Origin of the sequence: Pseudomonas sp. NCIMB 10586, from assembly GCF_023127895.1 — a bacterium.
In the GTDB taxonomy this organism is placed as follows: Bacteria; Pseudomonadota; Gammaproteobacteria; order Pseudomonadales; family Pseudomonadaceae; genus Aquipseudomonas; species Aquipseudomonas synxantha_A.
Map to the genome: position 1 here is coordinate 73,303 of NZ_SPKQ01000006.1, position 16,271 is coordinate 89,573.

The following is a 16,271-nucleotide window of genomic DNA, read 5'->3' on the forward strand; positions in this document are numbered from 1 at the left end:
GGCGGGCATCTTAAGCGTTGTCGAGAATGATTTTCAATTGATATCTAATCTGATCGGGCCGTAAGAGGTTGTTGATAACAGTTCGATAACCGCACAGATCCGCTGCGATCAATTGACCAAACTAACCAACCAGTACATTTTACCCACATAACCAATAAGAACTGTGGAGATCCCGCTATGCCGCCCATCGTGCTGGTGCTCAACGGCCCCAACCTCAACCTGCTCGGCACCCGCGAGCCGGCCACTTATGGCCATGAAACCCTGGCTGACATCGCCGCCCTGTGTGGTCGCAGCGCTACTGAACTCGGGCTGAAAATCGAGTTTCGCCAGACCAACCACGAAGGCGAACTGCTCGACTGGATCCACGGCGCCCGTAACCGTTGTGCGGGTATCGTGATCAACCCGGCGGCCTGGACCCACACCTCGGTCGCGATCCGCGATGCGCTGGTGGCCAGTGAAGTGCCGGTGATCGAAGTGCATTTATCCAACGTGCACGCGCGCGAAGCGTTTCGTCAGCATTCATTTGTATCGCCCATCGCCAAGGCCGTGCTGGCCGGGTTTGGCAGCAACGGCTACCACCTGGCGCTTGAGCACTTCAGCCAGACACTCAAGGGACGCGCCTGATGAAACCGCGCATTCTCGCCGGCCTGATCGGCGCCGGTATCCAGGCTTCCCGCACACCTGCCCTGCATGAACACGAGGGTGACGCCCAGGGCCTACGCTACCTGTATCGCCTGATCGACCTGGAGCCGCTGCGCCTGGACCTCAACGCCCTGCCGGAATTACTGCGGGCCGCCGAGCTGATGCACTTCAACGGGTTGAACATTACCTACCCGTGCAAGCAGGCGATCCTGCCCCTGCTTGATGACTTGTCCGACGAGGCCCGGGGCATTGGTGCAGTCAACACCGTGGTGTTCAAGGACGGTAAACGGATCGGCCACAACACCGATTGCCTGGGCTTCGCCGAAGGGTTTCGCCGCAACTTGCATGACGTTGCCCGCCGACACGTGGTGCAGATGGGCGCCGGTGGCGCGGGCGCAGCGGTGGCCCATGCGCTGCTGGCAGAGGGGGTCGAGCACTTGAGCATTTTCGACGTGGACGCCTCCCGCGCCCGCGACCTTGTGGATAACCTCGCGCAGCGCTTCGGCCCTGGTCGTGCCCAGGTCGGCACTGATCTGAAAAATGCGATGGCCGAGGCCGATGGTTTAGTCAATACCACGCCGATGGGCATGACCAAGCTGCCCGGCACACCGGTCCCCGCTGCGTTGTTGCGGGCAGGGTTGTGGGTTGCGGAAATCGTGTATTTCCCGCTGGAAACCGAACTGCTGCGCGACGCCCGCGCATTGGGTTGCCGCACCCTGGATGGCGGCAACATGGCGGTGTTTCAGGCGGTGAAGGCGTTTGAGTTGTTCAGCGGTGAAGTGGCGGATGCAGACAGGATGCTGGCGCACTTCCAGAGCATGAATGGCTGACTGCCGAAACAGAGTTCAAATGTGGGAGGGGCGGTGCGACGATTCGACTTGCCCCCTCCCACATTGGCCCTGCGCTGAACTCAGGCTTGCAGGTAGCGCAACACCGACTCGCAGATCATCTCCCGGTGCCGGTGCTTGATCGCCTCGTCCGACAGTTCGATCTGGAATATCTCGCTGAAGGTATGCCGGTTGGAGACCCGGTAAAAACTGAACGAGTTGATCAACAGGTGCACGTCCAACGGCTCCAGCCCTTCGCGAAACAGCCCCAGTTCGGCGCCACGGCGCAAGGTCTCGCCCAGCCCTTCGAGGATCTTGCTGTTCATCGCCTTGATGGTCTCGGTGCGTTTGACGTACTCGGCGTTGTGGATATTTTCGATGCTGACGATGCGCACGAAATCCACGTTCTGGTCATGGTGATCGAAGGTGAATTCCACCAGCCGGCGAATCGCCTCACGCGGCTCCAGGGCCGTGAGGTTCATGCGGGTTTCAGTGTTGCGGATATCGCCGTAGAGCTTCTCCAATACCTCGACGTATAACTGCTCTTTACTGCCGAAGTAGTAATAGATCATGCGCTTGGAGGTGTGGATGCGCTCGGCGATGGCGTCCACGCGAGCGCCGGCCAGGCCCTGTTGAACAAACTCGACAATGGCTTCCTGGAGAATATTCTCGCGGGTCTTTTCCGGATTGTTCTTGCGACTCTTGCGCGGTGCGTCAGCTACCGCGGGGAGATCGGGACTCGGGGTCATGGTGCGCTCACGGCCATTGTTTGCAAGCGCTGATTATGGGCCGCGGCGCTTCCCGAAGGAAGCACCTGCCTGCGGTTATAGCCGGGCCTGGCGTACCGCCCCACTGCGCGACTTGGCCATCGCCGCCAGACGCACCGCTACGTTGGCCGCGCCGTAGCCGGCATAGCCGTTCTTGCGCTGGATGATCTCGAAGAAAAACCGCCCTTCGAACGCCTCGGTGTACACATGAAACAACTCACCGCCCTGGGCGTCGCGGTCGTACAGCACGTTGTAATACGCCAGCTCACTGAGGAACTCATCGTCGAAATCGAAGCGCGCCGCCAGGTCGTCGTAATAGTTGAGTGGAATATCCAACAACGGCACGCCGGCCTCTTTGGCCCGGCGCACCTCGGCGAAAATATCCGCACAATCGAAGGCAATATGGTGCACGCCCGAACCGCGATAGCTGGAAAGCGCGTGGGAAATCGCCGTATTGCGGTTTTCGGAGATGTTCAGCGGCAGGCGAATCGAACTGCAACGGCTGCGCAACGCACGGCTCTTCACCAAGCCGTAGGGGTCGGGCAGCACCACTTCGTCATCGGCTTCGAAATCCAGCAGGCTTTTGTAGAACAGCACCCAACTATCTAGGCTGTCCGCCGGCAGCGCCATGGCCATATGATCGATGCGCAACAAGCCACCGCTGGCGGGTGTGGCCACTTGCAGGTTGAAATCGGTGTCGTACAGCCCGCCTTCGCTGGGGTCCACCAGGTAGATCAGGCTGCCGTCCGGCGCACGCACCGCGGCCAATTCCAGCTCGTTGGGGCCGACCAGGCCGCGATAAGGCTGGCCCTTGTAGGCCACCGCCCGCTCCAGGGCCTTGGCGCTGTCTTTGACCCGAATCGCGGTGGCGCACAGCGATGGGCCATGGGCCTCGAAAAAGTTGTGGGCGAAAGAATAGGGTTCGCAGTTGAGGATCAGGTTGATGTCACCCTGGCGCAACAGGCTCACATTCTTCGAGCGATGCTGACCGGCCTTGGCGAAACCCAGGCGCTCCAGCCAGTGGGTCAGTTTGGCGCCGAGGCTTTCATCCACGGCAAATTCAAGAAACTCGATACCGTCATATTCGCTGGCCGCCGGGGTTTCAAACAGGATGTCCACGGGCGCAGCGGGGGCTTGTTCAGCCAGGCGTTGGCGGGTTTTTTCTTCCAGGTATAACAGTGACCGCAAGCCATCCGCCGCATTCGCCCGAGTCGGCGCGGCGCGGAAACCGTCGTTGAAAATTTCCAGGGACAACGGCCCGGTGTAGCCACTCTGGATGATTGGAGCAAGAAAGCCCGCCAGGTCGAACTCGCCCTGCCCCGGGAAGCAGCGGAAATGCCGGCTCCACTCCAGCACATCCATGGCCAGGATCGGCGCGTCGGCCATTTGCACAAAGAAAATCTTGTCGCCGGGGATCTGCGCAATGGCGCTGGGGTCGCCCTTGAGCGACAAGGTGTGGAAGCTGTCGAGCAACACGCCCAGGCTTGGGTGATCGATCTGGCGCACCAGGTTCCACACCTGCTGCCAGGTGTTCACATGCTTGCCCCAGGCCAATGCTTCATAGCCGATGCGCAGGCCGCGCTTGCCCGCGTGTTCGGCCAGCAGGCTCAAGTCATCGAGCAGAATACGTTCGTCGCCCACGCTGTCGGCCGAGGCATTACTGCACACCAATACCAGGTCGGTTCCCAGCTCTTGCATCAAGTCAAACTTGCGCTCGGCGCGCTCCAGGTTGCGCGCCAGGCGGTCGCGGCGGCATCCTTCGAAGTCGCGAAACGGTTGGAACAAGGTGATGGCAATGCCCAGGTCGGCGCACATCTGCCTGACTTCCCGGGGGCTGCCGTCGTAATACAACAAATCGTTCTCGAAGATTTCCACCCCATCAAACCCGGCGGCGGCAATAGCCTCAAGCTTTTCCGGCAGGGTGCCGCTCAAGGACACAGTGGCAATAGAACGTTGCATGGAAGACTCCCGGCAATTGTTGTTTGTGGCAAATTATTCGCTCCCAGCCTACAGGCAGCAATTAAAATGTACGAACCGGTTAGTTTTTGGTGCGATTATCGAACACTATGCCCGTTTGGCGAATTGACGACTTTTTAACCACTGCGCACCATCGACCGGGCAATTCGTTCACGTAACAAAGACCCAGAACACACCATAAGAATTTCAAAAAAACGGGTACGACCTCATGCCTCTGCAAAATCCAGCCCTGGCCACGCGCCCGGGCAACCCGCACGCCGGCATCGGCGACAAGATCCGCGGTGCCCTGGCCGTGGGTAAAACGCGCTGGGGCATGCTGGCCCTGGTGTTTTTTGCCACCACCCTGAATTACATCGACCGCGCCGCCCTGGGCGTGATGCAACCGATCCTGGCCAAAGAAATGAGCTGGACGGCGATGGACTACGCCAACATCAACTTCTGGTTCCAGGTCGGCTACGCCATCGGCTTTGTGCTGCAAGGTCGCCTGATCGACCGCGTAGGCGTCAAGCGCGTGTTCTTTTGCGCCGTGCTGCTGTGGAGCCTGGCCACCGGCGCCCACGGTCTGGCCACTTCGGCGGTGGGCTTTATGGTCTGCCGGTTTATCCTCGGCCTGACCGAAGCCGCCAACTACCCCGCCTGCGTCAAGACCACACGTTTGTGGTTCCCGGCGGGTGAACGTGCGGTGGCCACCGGCATCTTCAACGCCGGCACCAACGTCGGCGCGATGATGACGCCGATGCTGCTGCCGTTGATCCTGCACGTGTGGGGCTGGCAGGCGGCGTTCCTGTGCATGTCGGCACTCGGTGCGATCTGGCTGGTGTTCTGGGGGTTGAAGTACTACAACCCGGAAGACCACCCAAGCGTTAAACAATCGGAACTGGACTACGTGCAACAGGAAGTCGAGCCCGAACAGCCCCGCGTGCCGTTCAGCCGCATCCTGCGTATGCGTGGCACCTGGGCCTTCGCCATCGCCTACGCGCTGACTGCGCCGGTGTTCTGGTTCTACCTGTACTGGCTGCCGCCGTTTTTGAACCAGCAATACAACCTGGGCATCAACGTGACGCAGATGGGCATTCCGCTGATCATCATTTACCTGACCGCCGACTTCGGCAGCGTGGGAGGCGGGATTCTGTCGTCATTCCTGATCGGCCGCGGGATGAACTCGATCAAGGCGCGGCTCTTGTCGATGCTGCTGTTCGCCTGCTGCATCGTCGGTGTGATCATGGCGGCCGGCTCCAGCCAGCTGTGGGTCGCGGTGTTCGCCATCTCCCTGGCCATCGGCGCCCACCAGGCCTGGACCGCCAACATCTGGAGCCTGGTGATGGACTACACGCCCAAGCACATGATGAGCACGGTGTTCGGCTTCGGCGGCATGTGCGCGGCCATCGGCGGCATGTTCATGACCCAGATCGTCGGCCATATCCTCACGGTGACCAACAACAACTACACAGTGTTATTCACCCTGATCCCGGCGATGTACTTCATTGCGCTGACCTGGATGTACTTCATGGCACCGCGCAAGATTCCTACCGTCGACCTTTGACCTACCTGCGCCGCTGCTGCCAGGCAGCGGCCAACCCGCTCATGCAGATCACCCCGATACCGACCACCGTGGTTGTATCGGGGGTATGGCTGAACACCAGCCAGCCCAACAACCCCGCAAACACAATCTGGCAATAGCCAAACGGCGCCAGCAAGGCCGGCGCCGCAAAGCGGAACGCCTGGGTGAGCATCAGGTGTGCCGTCATCCCGCAGGTCCCCAGTGCCAGCATCAGCACGCCATGCCACAGGCTCGGCACCTGCCAGAAGAACGGCACCATGGCGCTCATGACCAGGGTATTGCACAGCCCGGCGAAGAAGTTGCTGGTGGTCGGCGTATCGAACTTACTGAGGATGCGCGTCAACAGTTGGTAAAAACAGAAGAACGTCGCCGAACACAACGGCAACAGCACCGCCGGCGTGAACAGTTCGCCTCCGGGATGGATGATTACCAACACCCCGATAAAGCCGCAGATCACCGCCAGCCACTGGCCGCGTGTCACATGTTCGCCCAACAGCGGCACCGACAGCGCTGTCACCAGGATCGGCGCGAGGAAGTTCACCGCCGTGGCCTCGGCCAATGGGATGTAGTGCAATGCGGCGGTGAAAAACAGGCTGGTGCCCAACAGGCACAAGGCACGTACCACCTGCATACCCGGGCGCTTGCTGCGCAGCACGCGCAAGCCTGATTGCGGCAGGAAGATCCCGGCCATCAGCAGGGTGTGCACCAGGTAGCGCGCCCACACCACCATCACAATGGGGTAGAACCCGGCCAGGTATTTGGACAAGGCGTCGTGGCTGGAGAACAGGAACGTCGCCACCACAATCAGCAGGATGCCTTTGAAGGGATGGTTGACGCCTGAGAGGGGGGTACTGACAGTCATGGAATTCTCTTGCTGGCGGGCTGAACGCGATGGTACTCAACCCGGTAATCTAGCAGCCGGGCCAGCGCCTGCTCCAAGAGCATAACCAAACAGCGGGCGAACAGCGCACTAAATCACTGGAATCGAGTCCAACCCTGCACGCTCGCCCAGGCGTTGCACACTTTTTAATCAAGGCCTTGCCGCTATGAAAAAAATCCTGTTTGTTCTGTCTGCCCTCGCCCTGCTTACCGCCTGCGATAAAGCCAAGGAAGCCCCCAAGCCCGCGCCGCCGTCTGTACAGGCGACCCTGGTGCCGCAAACGCCGCCCACCGATCAATGGGTCGGCAAATGGATCGGCGTCGAAGGCTTGCACCTGACCATCGCCAAGGACGACAGCATCGGCCGCGGCCACTACCTTCTGACCATGCAATACGGCCTCGACGCCGACAGTTCCGGCACCTTCAAAGGTGAAGCGAACGAAGATGGCATCGCCTTCACCCGCCCCGACGGCCCGCAGCTGTTGCGCGCCGGAGACGGCGCCGCCACCGGCCTGAAATGGCTGGCGGATAAAAAAGACTGCCTGATCGTGACCACCGGCGAAGGCTATTGCCGTTAATACCGACCATAATCAATCACGGTTAGCACACAGAGGAATGCTCCCATGCTATGGAAAAAAGGCCGACGCAGCGACAACGTGGTGGATGCCCGCGATGACAGTGGCGGCGGCGGTGGCGGTATGCGCTTTGGCGGCGGCAAGGGCCTGAGCCTGACGGCCATTGTGCTGGTCGTAGGTATTGGTTGGCTGACCGGCCAGGACCCGATGCAGATCCTTGGCCAGTTGACCGGCCAGATGGAACAGGCGCCGTCGGTGAGTTCGCAATCGCGCCAGGCGCCACCGGCCAATGATGAGCACGCCGACTTTGTGCGGGCGGTGTTGGGTGATACCGAAGACACCTGGGGCCAGGTGTTCCAGGAAAACGGCCTGGCCTACAAGAACCCCAAGCTGGTGCTGTTCCGTGGCCGGGTGAACTCCGCCTGCGGTGGCGCCACCTCGGCCAGCGGCCCGTTCTATTGCCCGGCTGACCAGCAGGTCTACCTGGACCTGGATTTCTTCCGGGAAATGTCGCAACGCTTCCAGGCCGCCGGCGATTTCGCCCAGGCCTACGTGATCGCCCACGAAGTCGGGCATCACGTGCAAACCCTGCTCGGCATCTCGTCCAAGATCCAGGCGGCGCGCCAACAGGGTCGGCAGATGGAAGGCGATGGCGGCCTGCTGGTACGCCAGGAGCTGCAAGCCGACTGCTTTGCCGGGGTGTGGGCCAATCGGGCGCAAAAACGCCTGAACTGGCTGGAGCCCGGCGATATCGAAGAAGCCCTGAATGCCGCCAACGCCATTGGCGATGACCGCTTGCAGCAACAGGGCCAAGGGCGCGTGGTGCCGGACTCGTTTACCCACGGCACCTCCGCGCAACGGGTACGCTGGTTCAAGACCGGCTTCGCACAGGGCCAGATCACTCAATGCGATACCTTCGCGGCCAAGAGTCTCTAAATGATCAAACGATTGGGGGTGCTGCTGGGTGTGTTCGTGTCCTGCTGCACCCTGGCGGCTGAACACGGCGTCAAGGTGGTCAGCCCCGATCGCTTTCATCTGGAGGCCGGCGACCTCAGCCTTGGCGTAAGCCAGGACTGGCGCCAGCCGCTGCCCAAGGTCACGCGTGCGCTGATCATCGTGCACGGCCGCCTGCGCAATGCGCAGACCTATCTGCAAAGCGGTATCGACGCCGCCACCCATGCCGGGGTCGGCGGCACTACGCTGGTGATCGCGCCGCAGTTTCTGAATCAATCGGACGTGAAGCGTAACCATCTGGGCAATCAGGTATTGCGTTGGAAGGGCAACGACTGGATGGCTGGCGAAGCTTCCACCGCGCCTGGGCAGGTCAGTTCTTATGGCGCTCTGGACCAGATCATCAAGCACCTGGGCAACCGCAAGCTGTTCCCGGCGCTGAAGGAAATCGTGATCGCCGGGCATTCCGGTGGCGGCCAGGTCGTCCAACGCTTCGCCCTCACCGGCCATGACCACCCATTGCTGCACAGCGAAGGCATCAGCCTGCGGTACGTGGTGGCCAACCCATCGTCCTACGCCTACTTCAGCCCGCAGCGGCCGGTGCCGTTCGATACGGCCAGTTGCCCAAGCTTCAACGACTGGAAATACGGCATGCAAAAGCTGCCCGATTACGTGGGTGACCGAGGCGCCCAGCAACTGGAAAAAGCCTACGTCTCACGCGACATCACTTACCTGTTGGGCCAGCAGGACACCGACCCCAACCACCCGGCACTGGATAAAAGCTGCGAGGCCGAAACTCAGGGTGCGTATCGGCTGATTCGTGGGCACAACTACTTTGACTACCTCAAACTGCGCCATCCGCAGTTGAGTCACAAGCTGGTGGAAGTGCCAGGGGTGGGGCATGACGGGGATAAGATGTTTACCTCGCCAGAGGGAGAAAAGGTGCTGTTTGCCCAGTAGCACCTGAAGGAACCCAATCAAAATGTGGGAGGGGGCTTGCTCCCGATAGCGGTGTGCCAGCTAAACATAGGCTGGCTGACACACTGCAATCGGGAGCAAGCCCCCTCCCACATTTGATCTCCGTCGCCTGGGTTAGATCATTCGGCGCAGCGCCGCACAATCCTCGGCATGCCAATCCGCCAACTCCGGCCACGGGTTATCCGGCAAGTTCACCAACACCGTCCTGGCCCCCGCCGCCCGGCCACAATCCAGGTCAAAGCGATAATCCCCGACCATCACCATCTCGCTCGGCGCTACCCCCCACGCCGCCGCCAGTTTCAACAGCCCCCCCGGATCAGGCTTGTGCGGCGCGTCATCACGCCCCAGCACATCCTCAATGGCAAAGCAGTCCGCCAAGCCAATCGCTTGCAGAGTGATATGGGCCAATTCCCGCGCATTACGGGTCAGGATGCCCAGGCGATAACCACGCCCGGCCAATTCCCTTACCAACTCAACGGCACCTTCGGCCGCGACCGACCCCAGCGCCAACTCGCGCTCATGCTCCAGCAGCCAGGCATGTTTGGCTGCCGCGACATCCGCCGGCAATGCAGCCAGGTGCGTGAGGATGTCGTCCTCAGGCGCAATCTCCAACGCCACGCGAATGGCGGCAAAGTCATGCACTGCCACCGTCAGCGTGCCGTCCATGTCGAACACCCAATGTTTAACGTCTGACAGGCTCATGCCCAGTCCTTGCGATGGCGGATCAAGCCTTCCTGGGTCACCGATGCCACCAGTTGCCCGGCGCGGTTGTACACGCTGCCGCGGGAGAAACCCCGGGAATTGCCGGCCCATGGGCTATCCATGGCGTACAGCAACCAGTCATCGGCACGCAGGTCAGCGTGGAACCACAGCGCGTGGTCGAGGCTGGCCACCTGCATGTCTTTTTGCCACACGGTCTTGCCGTGGGGCAGCAACGAGGTGGTCAACAGGCCGAAGTCCGAGGCGTAGGCCAGCAAGTACTTATGCAGCGCCGGCGAATCCGCCAGGGCGCCGTCGGCACGAAACCACACGTACTTGACCGGGTCGGACGGCTGCGGGTTGAACGGGTCTTTTTCGGTGACCGGGCGCACTTCGATGGGCTTGGGGCACAGCAGCTTGTCGCGCATGTGCTCGGGGATCAGGTGCGCACGCTGTTGGGTCAGCTCCAGCTCCGACGGCAGATTCTCCGGGCCCACCACCACCGGCATGGTGGTCTGGTGCTCGAAGCCAGCTTCGTCGTACTGGAACGAGGTGGTACAGGTAAAGATCGGATGGCCCTTTTGAATCGCGGTGACACGGCGCGTGCTGAAGCTGCCGCCATCGCGCACGCGGTCCACCGAATACACCACCGGCAACGCGGCATCGCCAGGGCGCAAGAAATAACCGTGCAGGGAATGCACATGCCGCGCTTCTTCTACGGTCTGGCTGGCCGCCGACAACGACTGGCCCAGCACCTGGCCGCCGAACAACTGGCGAAAGCCCAGGTCCTGGCTGCGGCCGCGAAAGAGGTTCTCCTCGATCGGCTCCAGGGTCAGCAAGTCCACCAGATCTTCCAATACTTGGCTCATAGAGCAACTCCTACAATCAATAGGGCATTCCGGGCTGCTTATCCGTGCAGCGTGTCCAACCATTGGGCGCGGGTGATGCGGTACAAAACATGCGGGCGCAGCGGGTCACCGGCTGCGACTTTGGGGTGTTCGAAATCTGCCTGCGGATCGTAATGCATACCGATGGCCTGCATGACTTTTTGTGACGGCAGATTGGCCTCGGTGGTAAAGGCGACGACTTCGTCCAACTGCAAGCGATCAAAGCCGCAGCGCAGTGCGGTCCAGGCCGCCTCACTGGCATAGCCCAGGCCCCAATGCTCACGGGCCAGGCGCCAACCAATCTCCACCGCCGGGGTGAAGCCCGCTTCGAAGCTGACATTCGCAAGGCCCGTCACGCCGATAAATTCACCGGTGTCTTTGCGCTGCAACGCCCAGAAACCAAAGCCATATTCAGCGAAATGCCCGCGAATCCGGCCGATCAGCGCGGCGCTTTCCAAGTGGCTCAATTTAGCCGGAAAGTAGCGCATCACCTGCGAGTCAGCGCACATGCGCGCAAATTCCGGCAGGTCGCTGTCGCGCCATTGACGCAGCACCAGCCGTGCACTTTCCAATTCCAGTATCGGCTCCATGGGTCCCCCTGCCTTGCCATGTGCGTGAGTGTACAGCGCTGTTAAGATCCTTCGCAGGTTCCCGTCAGAAAATCCCATGCCCTTGCCATTGATCTACCACGAAGACTACAGCCCTGAGTTCCCGGCGGACCACCGCTTCCCCATGGACAAGTTTCGCCTGTTGCGTGACCACCTGGTGGACAGTGGCCTGACCCAGGACAGCCAATTGCTGCGCCCGCAGCTGTGCCCGGCAGACATCCTGGCCCTGGCCCATGAACCTGGGTATATCGAACGCTACATGGGCGGCGAACTGTCTCGCGAAGACCAGCGCCGCCTCGGCCTGCCCTGGAGCGAAGCCCTGGCGAGGCGCACCGTGCGTGCGGTGGGTGGCTCGATACTGGCGGCTGAACAGGCCCTCGAACATGGCCTGGCCTGCCATTTGGCCGGTGGTACCCACCATGCCCATTACGATTATCCGGCGGGATTCTGCATTTTCAACGACCTGGCAGTGATCAGCCGCTATCTGCTGGCCAGCGGCCGGGTCAATCGCGTGCTGATCTTCGATTGCGACGTGCACCAGGGCGATGGCACTGCACGCATCCTCCACGACACACCGGAGGCCATCACCGTGTCGCTGCACTGCGAAAAGAACTTCCCGGCACGCAAGGCCCAAAGCGACTGGGACATCCCGCTGCCCATGGGCATGGGCGATGCCGACTACCTCAAGGTAGTGGATGACGCGCTCAACTATTTGCTGCCGCTCTACCAGCCCGACCTGGTGCTGTACGACGCTGGCGTGGATGTACACAAGGACGACGCCCTCGGTTACCTCAAGCTGACAGACGCAGGCGTCGCCGCCCGCGATGAGAGCGTGATGCGCCACTGCCTGGGCCGCGACATACCGGTGATGGGCGTGATCGGCGGCGGTTACAGCAAAGACCGCCCCGCCCTCGCCCGTCGTCACGGCATCCTGCATCACAGCGCGCAACGGGTGTGGACGTCATCAGGCTGTCATTGAACTATGGGCGTTACCCACAATGCCTGTGGAACGGCCTGTGGATAACTTGAGCGTAAGCGGCTGCACGCGAGTGGCCGCATGGCCTGTAGGAAAGTGTACGTTTTTTGATCAGGCAGCGGCGTCGTGGTCGGGTAGAATGCTCGGCCTATTCACATCACCGTAGCCCTGCCCATGCCTCAGACTTCTGCCCACCACGTCTCCATTATCGGCGGTGGCCCTGCCGGGCTGATGGCTGCCGAAGTCTTGAGCCAAGCGGGCGTGCGGGTCGACCTGTACGACGGCATGCCTTCGGTGGGGCGCAAGTTCCTGCTGGCCGGTGTCGGCGGCATGAACATCACCCACTCCGAAGCCTACCCCGCGTTCCTGTCGCGCTATGCCGAACGCGCCCCGCACATGGCGCCGCTGTTGCGCAGCTTTGGCGCCGAGGCGTTGTGCGAATGGATCCATGGCCTGGGTATCCAGACCTTTGTCGGCACCTCCGGCCGCGTATTTCCTACCGATATGAAAGCCGCACCGCTGTTGCGCGCCTGGCTCAAGCGCCTGCGGGATCAAGGTGTGGTTATCCACACCCGGCATCGTTGGACCGGTTGGAATGCCGAAGGCGATTTACTTATCCACAGCCCGGACGGCGACAAAGTTGTCCACAGCGACGCGGTGTTGCTTGCCTTGGGCGGCGGCAGTTGGTCACGCCTGGGCTCTGACGGTGCCTGGCTTAACCTGTTTGAAGGCAAAGGCCTGCCCTATGTGCGCCTGCAACCGAGCAACTGCGGGTTCGAAGTGTCGGCGTGGAGCGAGTTGATGGTCAGCAAATTCGCTGGCGCACCGTTGAAAAACGTCGCCATTGGCTTGGGGGATGACAAGCCTCGGCTGGGTGAATGCGTGATAACCGCCACCGGTATTGAAGGCAGTTTGATTTACGCCTTGTCGGCGCCAATTCGCGAAGCGATCAACCGCAGCGGTGCGGCCAAGGTGCATATCGATTTGCTGCCGAGCAAGCCGCTGGACAAAGTGCAGGCCGCATTGGCCAAGCCCCGGGGTTCGCGGTCGATGAGCAAGCATTTGCACAGTCAGTTGGGGTTGGATGGCGTGAAAGCCGCCCTGCTGCGCGAGCTGACGCCCGCTGAACACTTCACCGATCCGGCGCAGTTGGCAGTGGATATCAAGGCGTTGCCGCTGACATTGGTGAGGACGCGGCCGATGGATGAGGCGATCAGCACAGCGGGGGGTGTGCCGTTTGAAGCGCTGGATGAGCGGTTGATGCTCAAACCATTGCCTGGAGTGTTTTGTGCGGGGGAAATGCTGGACTGGGAGGCGCCCACTGGTGGGTATTTGCTGACGGGGTGTTTTGCCAGTGGCAGAGCGGCTGGGCTGGGGATGTTGGAGTGGCTTAATCGCTGAGAGCCGCGCTGGATTCAAGGCCGCCATCGCAGGCAAGCCAGCTCCCACCTTTGACTGTATTCACAATTTAAAGGTGGGAGCTGGCTTGCCTGCGATGAGGCCATCAGCCACAGCGCAAAATCACTTCTTCTTACGCGGCCCGGTATTGAAAACCGGCACCTTGCGCACCGGCTTGATCGACGGCTCAGCCGGCGCCACGTCACCACTGTCCACCCACTTGCCCAGGTTGCGCTTGCCGCCACCACCGGACGTTTTAGGTTTCTTCGGTTTTTTCGGCTTCTTCACCACCTGCCCGCTGGCATCGGTATCCGGTACACGATGCTCCGGCTCGAAATCCGCTTCCATTTTGCGGGTAAGGGTCTGGCGGGTCAGCATCTCGATCGCCGAGAGCATGTTCACCTCATCAGCGCACACCAGGGAAATCGCCTCCCCAGTGTTGCCCGCACGCCCGGTACGGCCGATACGGTGGATGTAGTCTTCGGCCACGATCGGCAGGTCAAAGTTGACCACCAGTGGCAGGTCTTCGATATCCAGGCCACGGGCCGCCACATCAGTGGCCACCAGGATTTGCACCTCGCTGGTCTTGAAGCGGTCCAGTGCGCGTTGGCGGGTAGCCTGGGGCTTGTCGCCATGGATGCCGTCGGCGTTGATGCCCAGGCCCTGCAACTTGTCCACCAGGGCGTCCACGCCGTTGCGGGTCTTGGCGAATACCAATACCTGCTTCCAACGGCCCTTGCGCATCAGGTGCACAAACAGTTCCGGCTTGCGCTTCTTGTCCACCGGCACCACCCACTGCTTGACGGTGTTGGCAGCGACGTTGCGCGGGCTGACTTCGATGCTCAGCGGGTCGTTGAGCATCTGCCCGGCCAGCAGGCGGATGTCATCGGAGAAGGTCGCGGAAAAAAGCAGTGTCTGGCGCTTTTTCGGCAACATGCGATAAATGTTGGCAAGCTCTTCGGAGAAGCCCAGGTCGAGCATACGGTCGGCTTCATCCAGCACCAGGGTTTGCAGCTGGTTGAGCTTCAGCGCGTTCTGGCGGAACAGGTCGATCAGGCGGCCAGGGGTGGCGACCAGAATGTCGACGCCTTTGCGCAGCTTCATCATCTGCGGGTTGATGCTTACCCCGCCGTACACCGCGTAGGTGGTCAGCGGCAGGTGCTGGGCATATTCAGCGACGCTGGCGTGAACCTGCTCGGCCAGTTCGCGAGTCGGGCACAGGATCAGCGCACGCGCCGAGTTGGCGGCGACTTTCGGCCCTTCCATGGTCAGCAGTTGCAGCAGCGGCAAGGCGAAACCTGCGGTCTTGCCGGTGCCGGTCTGGGCCGCGGCCATCAGGTCGCGACCGGCCAGCACCGCCGGAATGGCTTGCGCCTGCACCGGCGTCGGGGTCTGGTAGCCAAGCGTCTCAAGGGCGCGCAGCAAGGGTTCGATCAGGCCAAGGGTGGCGAAAGTCATGTAGTTACCGTAGGAAAAATTCAGCGCAAGGGCGTAATGCGCGGCAGTTTACCTTATTTCCGGCTTGGGCTTGCGCCACTGGGGCAGGCTGATCAGCAACACGGCGCTGATGATCACCAGCATCGCCAAGGCTTCTTCCAGGCCGATGGTCTCACCGACGAATACAATCCCCAGCAACACCGCCACAGCCGGGTTCACGTAGGCATAGCTGGTCGCCGCTGCCGGACGCACATGCTTGAGCAGATACATGTAGGCGTTAAAGGCGATGATCGAACCGAATACCGTCAAGTAGGCCAGGGCCAGCCAGCCTTCCAGCGGCGGCATGGCCTGCAGGTGCTCGCCCGACAGCGCGCTGACAATCAGCAGCGCCACGCCGGCCACGAGCATTTCTGCGGCACTGGCCATGGCGCCCTGGGGCAGTGGCAGGTGGCGGCTCCACACCGAGCCGAAAGCCCAGGAGGCCGCCGCAACCAACAGCAAAACTGCACCCGATGGGCTTGATTGCAAGGTACTGCCCATATTGAGCATGGCGATGCCGATGATGCCCAGGATCACCCCGGCCCATTCCAGCCGCGTATTACGCGCGCCCCAGAAAAACCCGCACAGCAGGGTAAACAACGGCACGGTCGCCACGGCCAATGCCGCCACACCGGACGACACGCCCATATGTTCGGCCACGCTGACACCACCATTGCCCACGGTGAGCAACAAAATGCCGATCATCCCGGCGGCCTTCCACTGCGGCCAGGTTGGCGCCGGCACCCCGCGCCACCTGAGGAAGCCATACATCAACACACCCGCCGTGCAAAACCGAATCCCCGCCAGCAACAGCGGCGGCCAGTACTCCACGCCGATGCGGATCACCAGGTAAGTGGAACCCCAGATCACATACAACGCAAAAAAGGCGGCGATCAACGGTAAGGGAAAGCGACGTGGGCCAGGCATTGGGCGGCTCTAATGGCAGGAAAAGGGAGACTTATTCTAGAAACGAAGGTGGATAAACTTAAGTTACAAAACCTGTTTAAACCGCCCATACACTTTTCAAACCATGGTTATGAGGGCTATAACCCGTGCTTTCGAAAGCCACG

Annotated in this window: 16 protein-coding genes; 8 read left to right on the forward strand and 8 right to left on the reverse strand. The window is 61.2% G+C overall.

What is annotated here, in order from left to right:
* Positions 1 to 177: 177 nt before the first annotated feature.
* Together aroQ and E4P01_RS01805 are read left to right on the forward strand one after the other, a co-directional pair.
* A complete protein-coding gene (gene aroQ / locus E4P01_RS01800) occupies positions 178 to 624 on the forward strand; it encodes a type II 3-dehydroquinate dehydratase (RefSeq protein WP_216092139.1) in 447 nt (148 codons plus the stop codon).
* Positions 621 to 1,472 carry a shikimate dehydrogenase gene (locus E4P01_RS01805; protein WP_216092199.1) on the forward strand — a complete coding sequence of 284 codons (852 nt, stop codon included), beginning with the start codon at positions 621 to 623 and terminating at the stop codon, positions 1,470 to 1,472. The genes aroQ and E4P01_RS01805 overlap by 4 nt, the downstream gene beginning before the upstream one ends.
* Positions 1,473 to 1,552: 80 nt before the next feature.
* Here the strand turns inward: E4P01_RS01805 and E4P01_RS01810 are convergent, their stop codons facing one another.
* Both E4P01_RS01810 and quiC read right to left on the reverse strand, forming a co-directional pair.
* On the reverse strand, positions 1,553 to 2,218 hold the full coding sequence (locus E4P01_RS01810) for a TetR/AcrR family transcriptional regulator (protein WP_032879366.1): 666 nt from the start codon (positions 2,216 to 2,218) through the stop codon (positions 1,553 to 1,555).
* Between the two features lie 75 nt (positions 2,219 to 2,293).
* Positions 2,294 to 4,195 carry a 3-dehydroshikimate dehydratase QuiC gene (gene quiC, locus E4P01_RS01815; protein WP_032879364.1) on the reverse strand — a complete coding sequence of 634 codons (1,902 nt, stop codon included), beginning with the start codon at positions 4,193 to 4,195 and terminating at the stop codon, positions 2,294 to 2,296.
* Positions 4,196 to 4,421: 226 nt separating this feature from the next.
* Here quiC and E4P01_RS01820 point away from each other — a divergent pair, with 226 nt between their 5' ends.
* On the forward strand, positions 4,422 to 5,756 hold the full coding sequence (locus E4P01_RS01820) for an MFS transporter (RefSeq protein WP_032879362.1): 1,335 nt from the start codon (positions 4,422 to 4,424) through the stop codon (positions 5,754 to 5,756).
* Between the two features lies 1 nt (position 5,757).
* Here E4P01_RS01820 and E4P01_RS01825 read toward each other — a convergent pair whose 3' ends face one another.
* Positions 5,758 to 6,636, reverse strand: a complete 879-nt coding sequence (locus tag E4P01_RS01825) for a DMT family transporter (RefSeq protein ID WP_005791650.1) — start codon at positions 6,634 to 6,636, stop codon at positions 5,758 to 5,760.
* A gap of 184 nt (positions 6,637 to 6,820) precedes the next feature.
* Between E4P01_RS01825 and E4P01_RS01830 the strand changes: the two genes are divergently transcribed.
* The 3 genes from E4P01_RS01830 to E4P01_RS01840 are packed head-to-tail and all read left to right on the forward strand — an operon-like array spanning position 6,821 to position 9,139.
* A complete protein-coding gene (locus tag E4P01_RS01830; RefSeq protein WP_032879360.1) occupies positions 6,821 to 7,231 on the forward strand; it encodes a membrane lipoprotein lipid attachment site-containing protein in 411 nt (136 codons plus the stop codon).
* Positions 7,232 to 7,276: 45 nt separating this feature from the next.
* A complete protein-coding gene (locus tag E4P01_RS01835; protein WP_078822392.1) occupies positions 7,277 to 8,164 on the forward strand; it encodes a neutral zinc metallopeptidase in 888 nt (295 codons plus the stop codon).
* Positions 8,165 to 9,139 (forward strand): alpha/beta hydrolase, encoded by a 975-nt coding sequence (locus E4P01_RS01840; RefSeq protein ID WP_216092140.1) that lies wholly within the window; start codon positions 8,165 to 8,167, stop codon positions 9,137 to 9,139.
* 132 nt (positions 9,140 to 9,271) lie between these two features.
* Here E4P01_RS01840 and E4P01_RS01845 read toward each other — a convergent pair whose 3' ends face one another.
* Genes E4P01_RS01845 through E4P01_RS01855 form a run of 3 tightly spaced genes read right to left on the reverse strand, consistent with a single transcriptional unit; the run spans position 9,272 to position 11,333 of the window.
* Positions 9,272 to 9,859, reverse strand: coding sequence for an HAD family hydrolase (locus tag E4P01_RS01845; protein ID WP_078822395.1), 588 nt, complete (start codon positions 9,857 to 9,859; stop codon positions 9,272 to 9,274).
* Positions 9,856 to 10,725 carry an acyl-CoA thioesterase II gene (gene tesB / locus E4P01_RS01850; RefSeq protein ID WP_005791655.1) on the reverse strand — a complete coding sequence of 290 codons (870 nt, stop codon included), beginning with the start codon at positions 10,723 to 10,725 and terminating at the stop codon, positions 9,856 to 9,858. Before tesB ends, E4P01_RS01845 begins: the two co-directional genes overlap by 4 nt.
* Before the next feature lie 38 nt (positions 10,726 to 10,763).
* Positions 10,764 to 11,333 (reverse strand): GNAT family N-acetyltransferase, encoded by a 570-nt coding sequence (locus E4P01_RS01855; protein ID WP_078822396.1) that lies wholly within the window; start codon positions 11,331 to 11,333, stop codon positions 10,764 to 10,766.
* Between the two features lie 76 nt (positions 11,334 to 11,409).
* On the opposite strand from E4P01_RS01855, the gene E4P01_RS01860 reads away from it, so the two are divergent.
* Both E4P01_RS01860 and E4P01_RS01865 read left to right on the forward strand, forming a co-directional pair.
* Complete coding sequence (locus E4P01_RS01860) at positions 11,410 to 12,330, forward strand: histone deacetylase (protein WP_005791657.1); 921 nt, start codon at positions 11,410 to 11,412, stop codon at positions 12,328 to 12,330.
* Between the two features lie 171 nt (positions 12,331 to 12,501).
* On the forward strand, positions 12,502 to 13,728 hold the full coding sequence (locus E4P01_RS01865; protein WP_216092141.1) for a TIGR03862 family flavoprotein: 1,227 nt from the start codon (positions 12,502 to 12,504) through the stop codon (positions 13,726 to 13,728).
* A 120-nt stretch (positions 13,729 to 13,848) separates the two neighbouring features.
* On the opposite strand, the gene E4P01_RS01870 is transcribed toward E4P01_RS01865, so the two are convergent.
* Together E4P01_RS01870 and yedA are read right to left on the reverse strand one after the other, a co-directional pair.
* Positions 13,849 to 15,183, reverse strand: coding sequence for a DEAD/DEAH box helicase (locus E4P01_RS01870; RefSeq protein WP_078822399.1), 1,335 nt, complete (start codon positions 15,181 to 15,183; stop codon positions 13,849 to 13,851).
* Between the two features lie 48 nt (positions 15,184 to 15,231).
* Positions 15,232 to 16,128, reverse strand: a complete 897-nt coding sequence (gene yedA / locus E4P01_RS01875; RefSeq protein WP_005791660.1) for a drug/metabolite exporter YedA — start codon at positions 16,126 to 16,128, stop codon at positions 15,232 to 15,234.
* Positions 16,129 to 16,271 lie beyond the last annotated feature (143 nt).

What these genes read in the sequence shown, in the direction of transcription:
- aroQ (WP_216092139.1), top strand. Translation starts at nt 178, where the DNA reads ATGCCGCCCATCGTGCTGGTGCTCAACGGCCCCAACCTCAACCTGCTC.
- E4P01_RS01810 (WP_032879366.1), bottom strand. Translation starts at nt 2,218, where the DNA reads ATGACCCCGAGTCCCGATCTCCCCGCGGTAGCTGACGCACCGCGCAAG.
- quiC (WP_032879364.1), bottom strand. Translation starts at nt 4,195, where the DNA reads ATGCAACGTTCTATTGCCACTGTGTCCTTGAGCGGCACCCTGCCGGAA.
- E4P01_RS01820 (WP_032879362.1), top strand. Translation starts at nt 4,422, where the DNA reads ATGCCTCTGCAAAATCCAGCCCTGGCCACGCGCCCGGGCAACCCGCAC.
- E4P01_RS01825 (WP_005791650.1), bottom strand. Translation starts at nt 6,636, where the DNA reads ATGACTGTCAGTACCCCCCTCTCAGGCGTCAACCATCCCTTCAAAGGC.
- E4P01_RS01830 (WP_032879360.1), top strand. Translation starts at nt 6,821, where the DNA reads ATGAAAAAAATCCTGTTTGTTCTGTCTGCCCTCGCCCTGCTTACCGCC.
- E4P01_RS01835 (WP_078822392.1), top strand. Translation starts at nt 7,277, where the DNA reads ATGCTATGGAAAAAAGGCCGACGCAGCGACAACGTGGTGGATGCCCGC.
- E4P01_RS01840 (WP_216092140.1), top strand. Translation starts at nt 8,165, where the DNA reads ATGATCAAACGATTGGGGGTGCTGCTGGGTGTGTTCGTGTCCTGCTGC.
- E4P01_RS01845 (WP_078822395.1), bottom strand. Translation starts at nt 9,859, where the DNA reads ATGAGCCTGTCAGACGTTAAACATTGGGTGTTCGACATGGACGGCACG.
- tesB (WP_005791655.1), bottom strand. Translation starts at nt 10,725, where the DNA reads ATGAGCCAAGTATTGGAAGATCTGGTGGACTTGCTGACCCTGGAGCCG.
- E4P01_RS01855 (WP_078822396.1), bottom strand. Translation starts at nt 11,333, where the DNA reads ATGGAGCCGATACTGGAATTGGAAAGTGCACGGCTGGTGCTGCGTCAA.
- E4P01_RS01860 (WP_005791657.1), top strand. Translation starts at nt 11,410, where the DNA reads ATGCCCTTGCCATTGATCTACCACGAAGACTACAGCCCTGAGTTCCCG.
- E4P01_RS01865 (WP_216092141.1), top strand. Translation starts at nt 12,502, where the DNA reads ATGCCTCAGACTTCTGCCCACCACGTCTCCATTATCGGCGGTGGCCCT.
- E4P01_RS01870 (WP_078822399.1), bottom strand. Translation starts at nt 15,183, where the DNA reads ATGACTTTCGCCACCCTTGGCCTGATCGAACCCTTGCTGCGCGCCCTT.
- yedA (WP_005791660.1), bottom strand. Translation starts at nt 16,128, where the DNA reads ATGCCTGGCCCACGTCGCTTTCCCTTACCGTTGATCGCCGCCTTTTTT.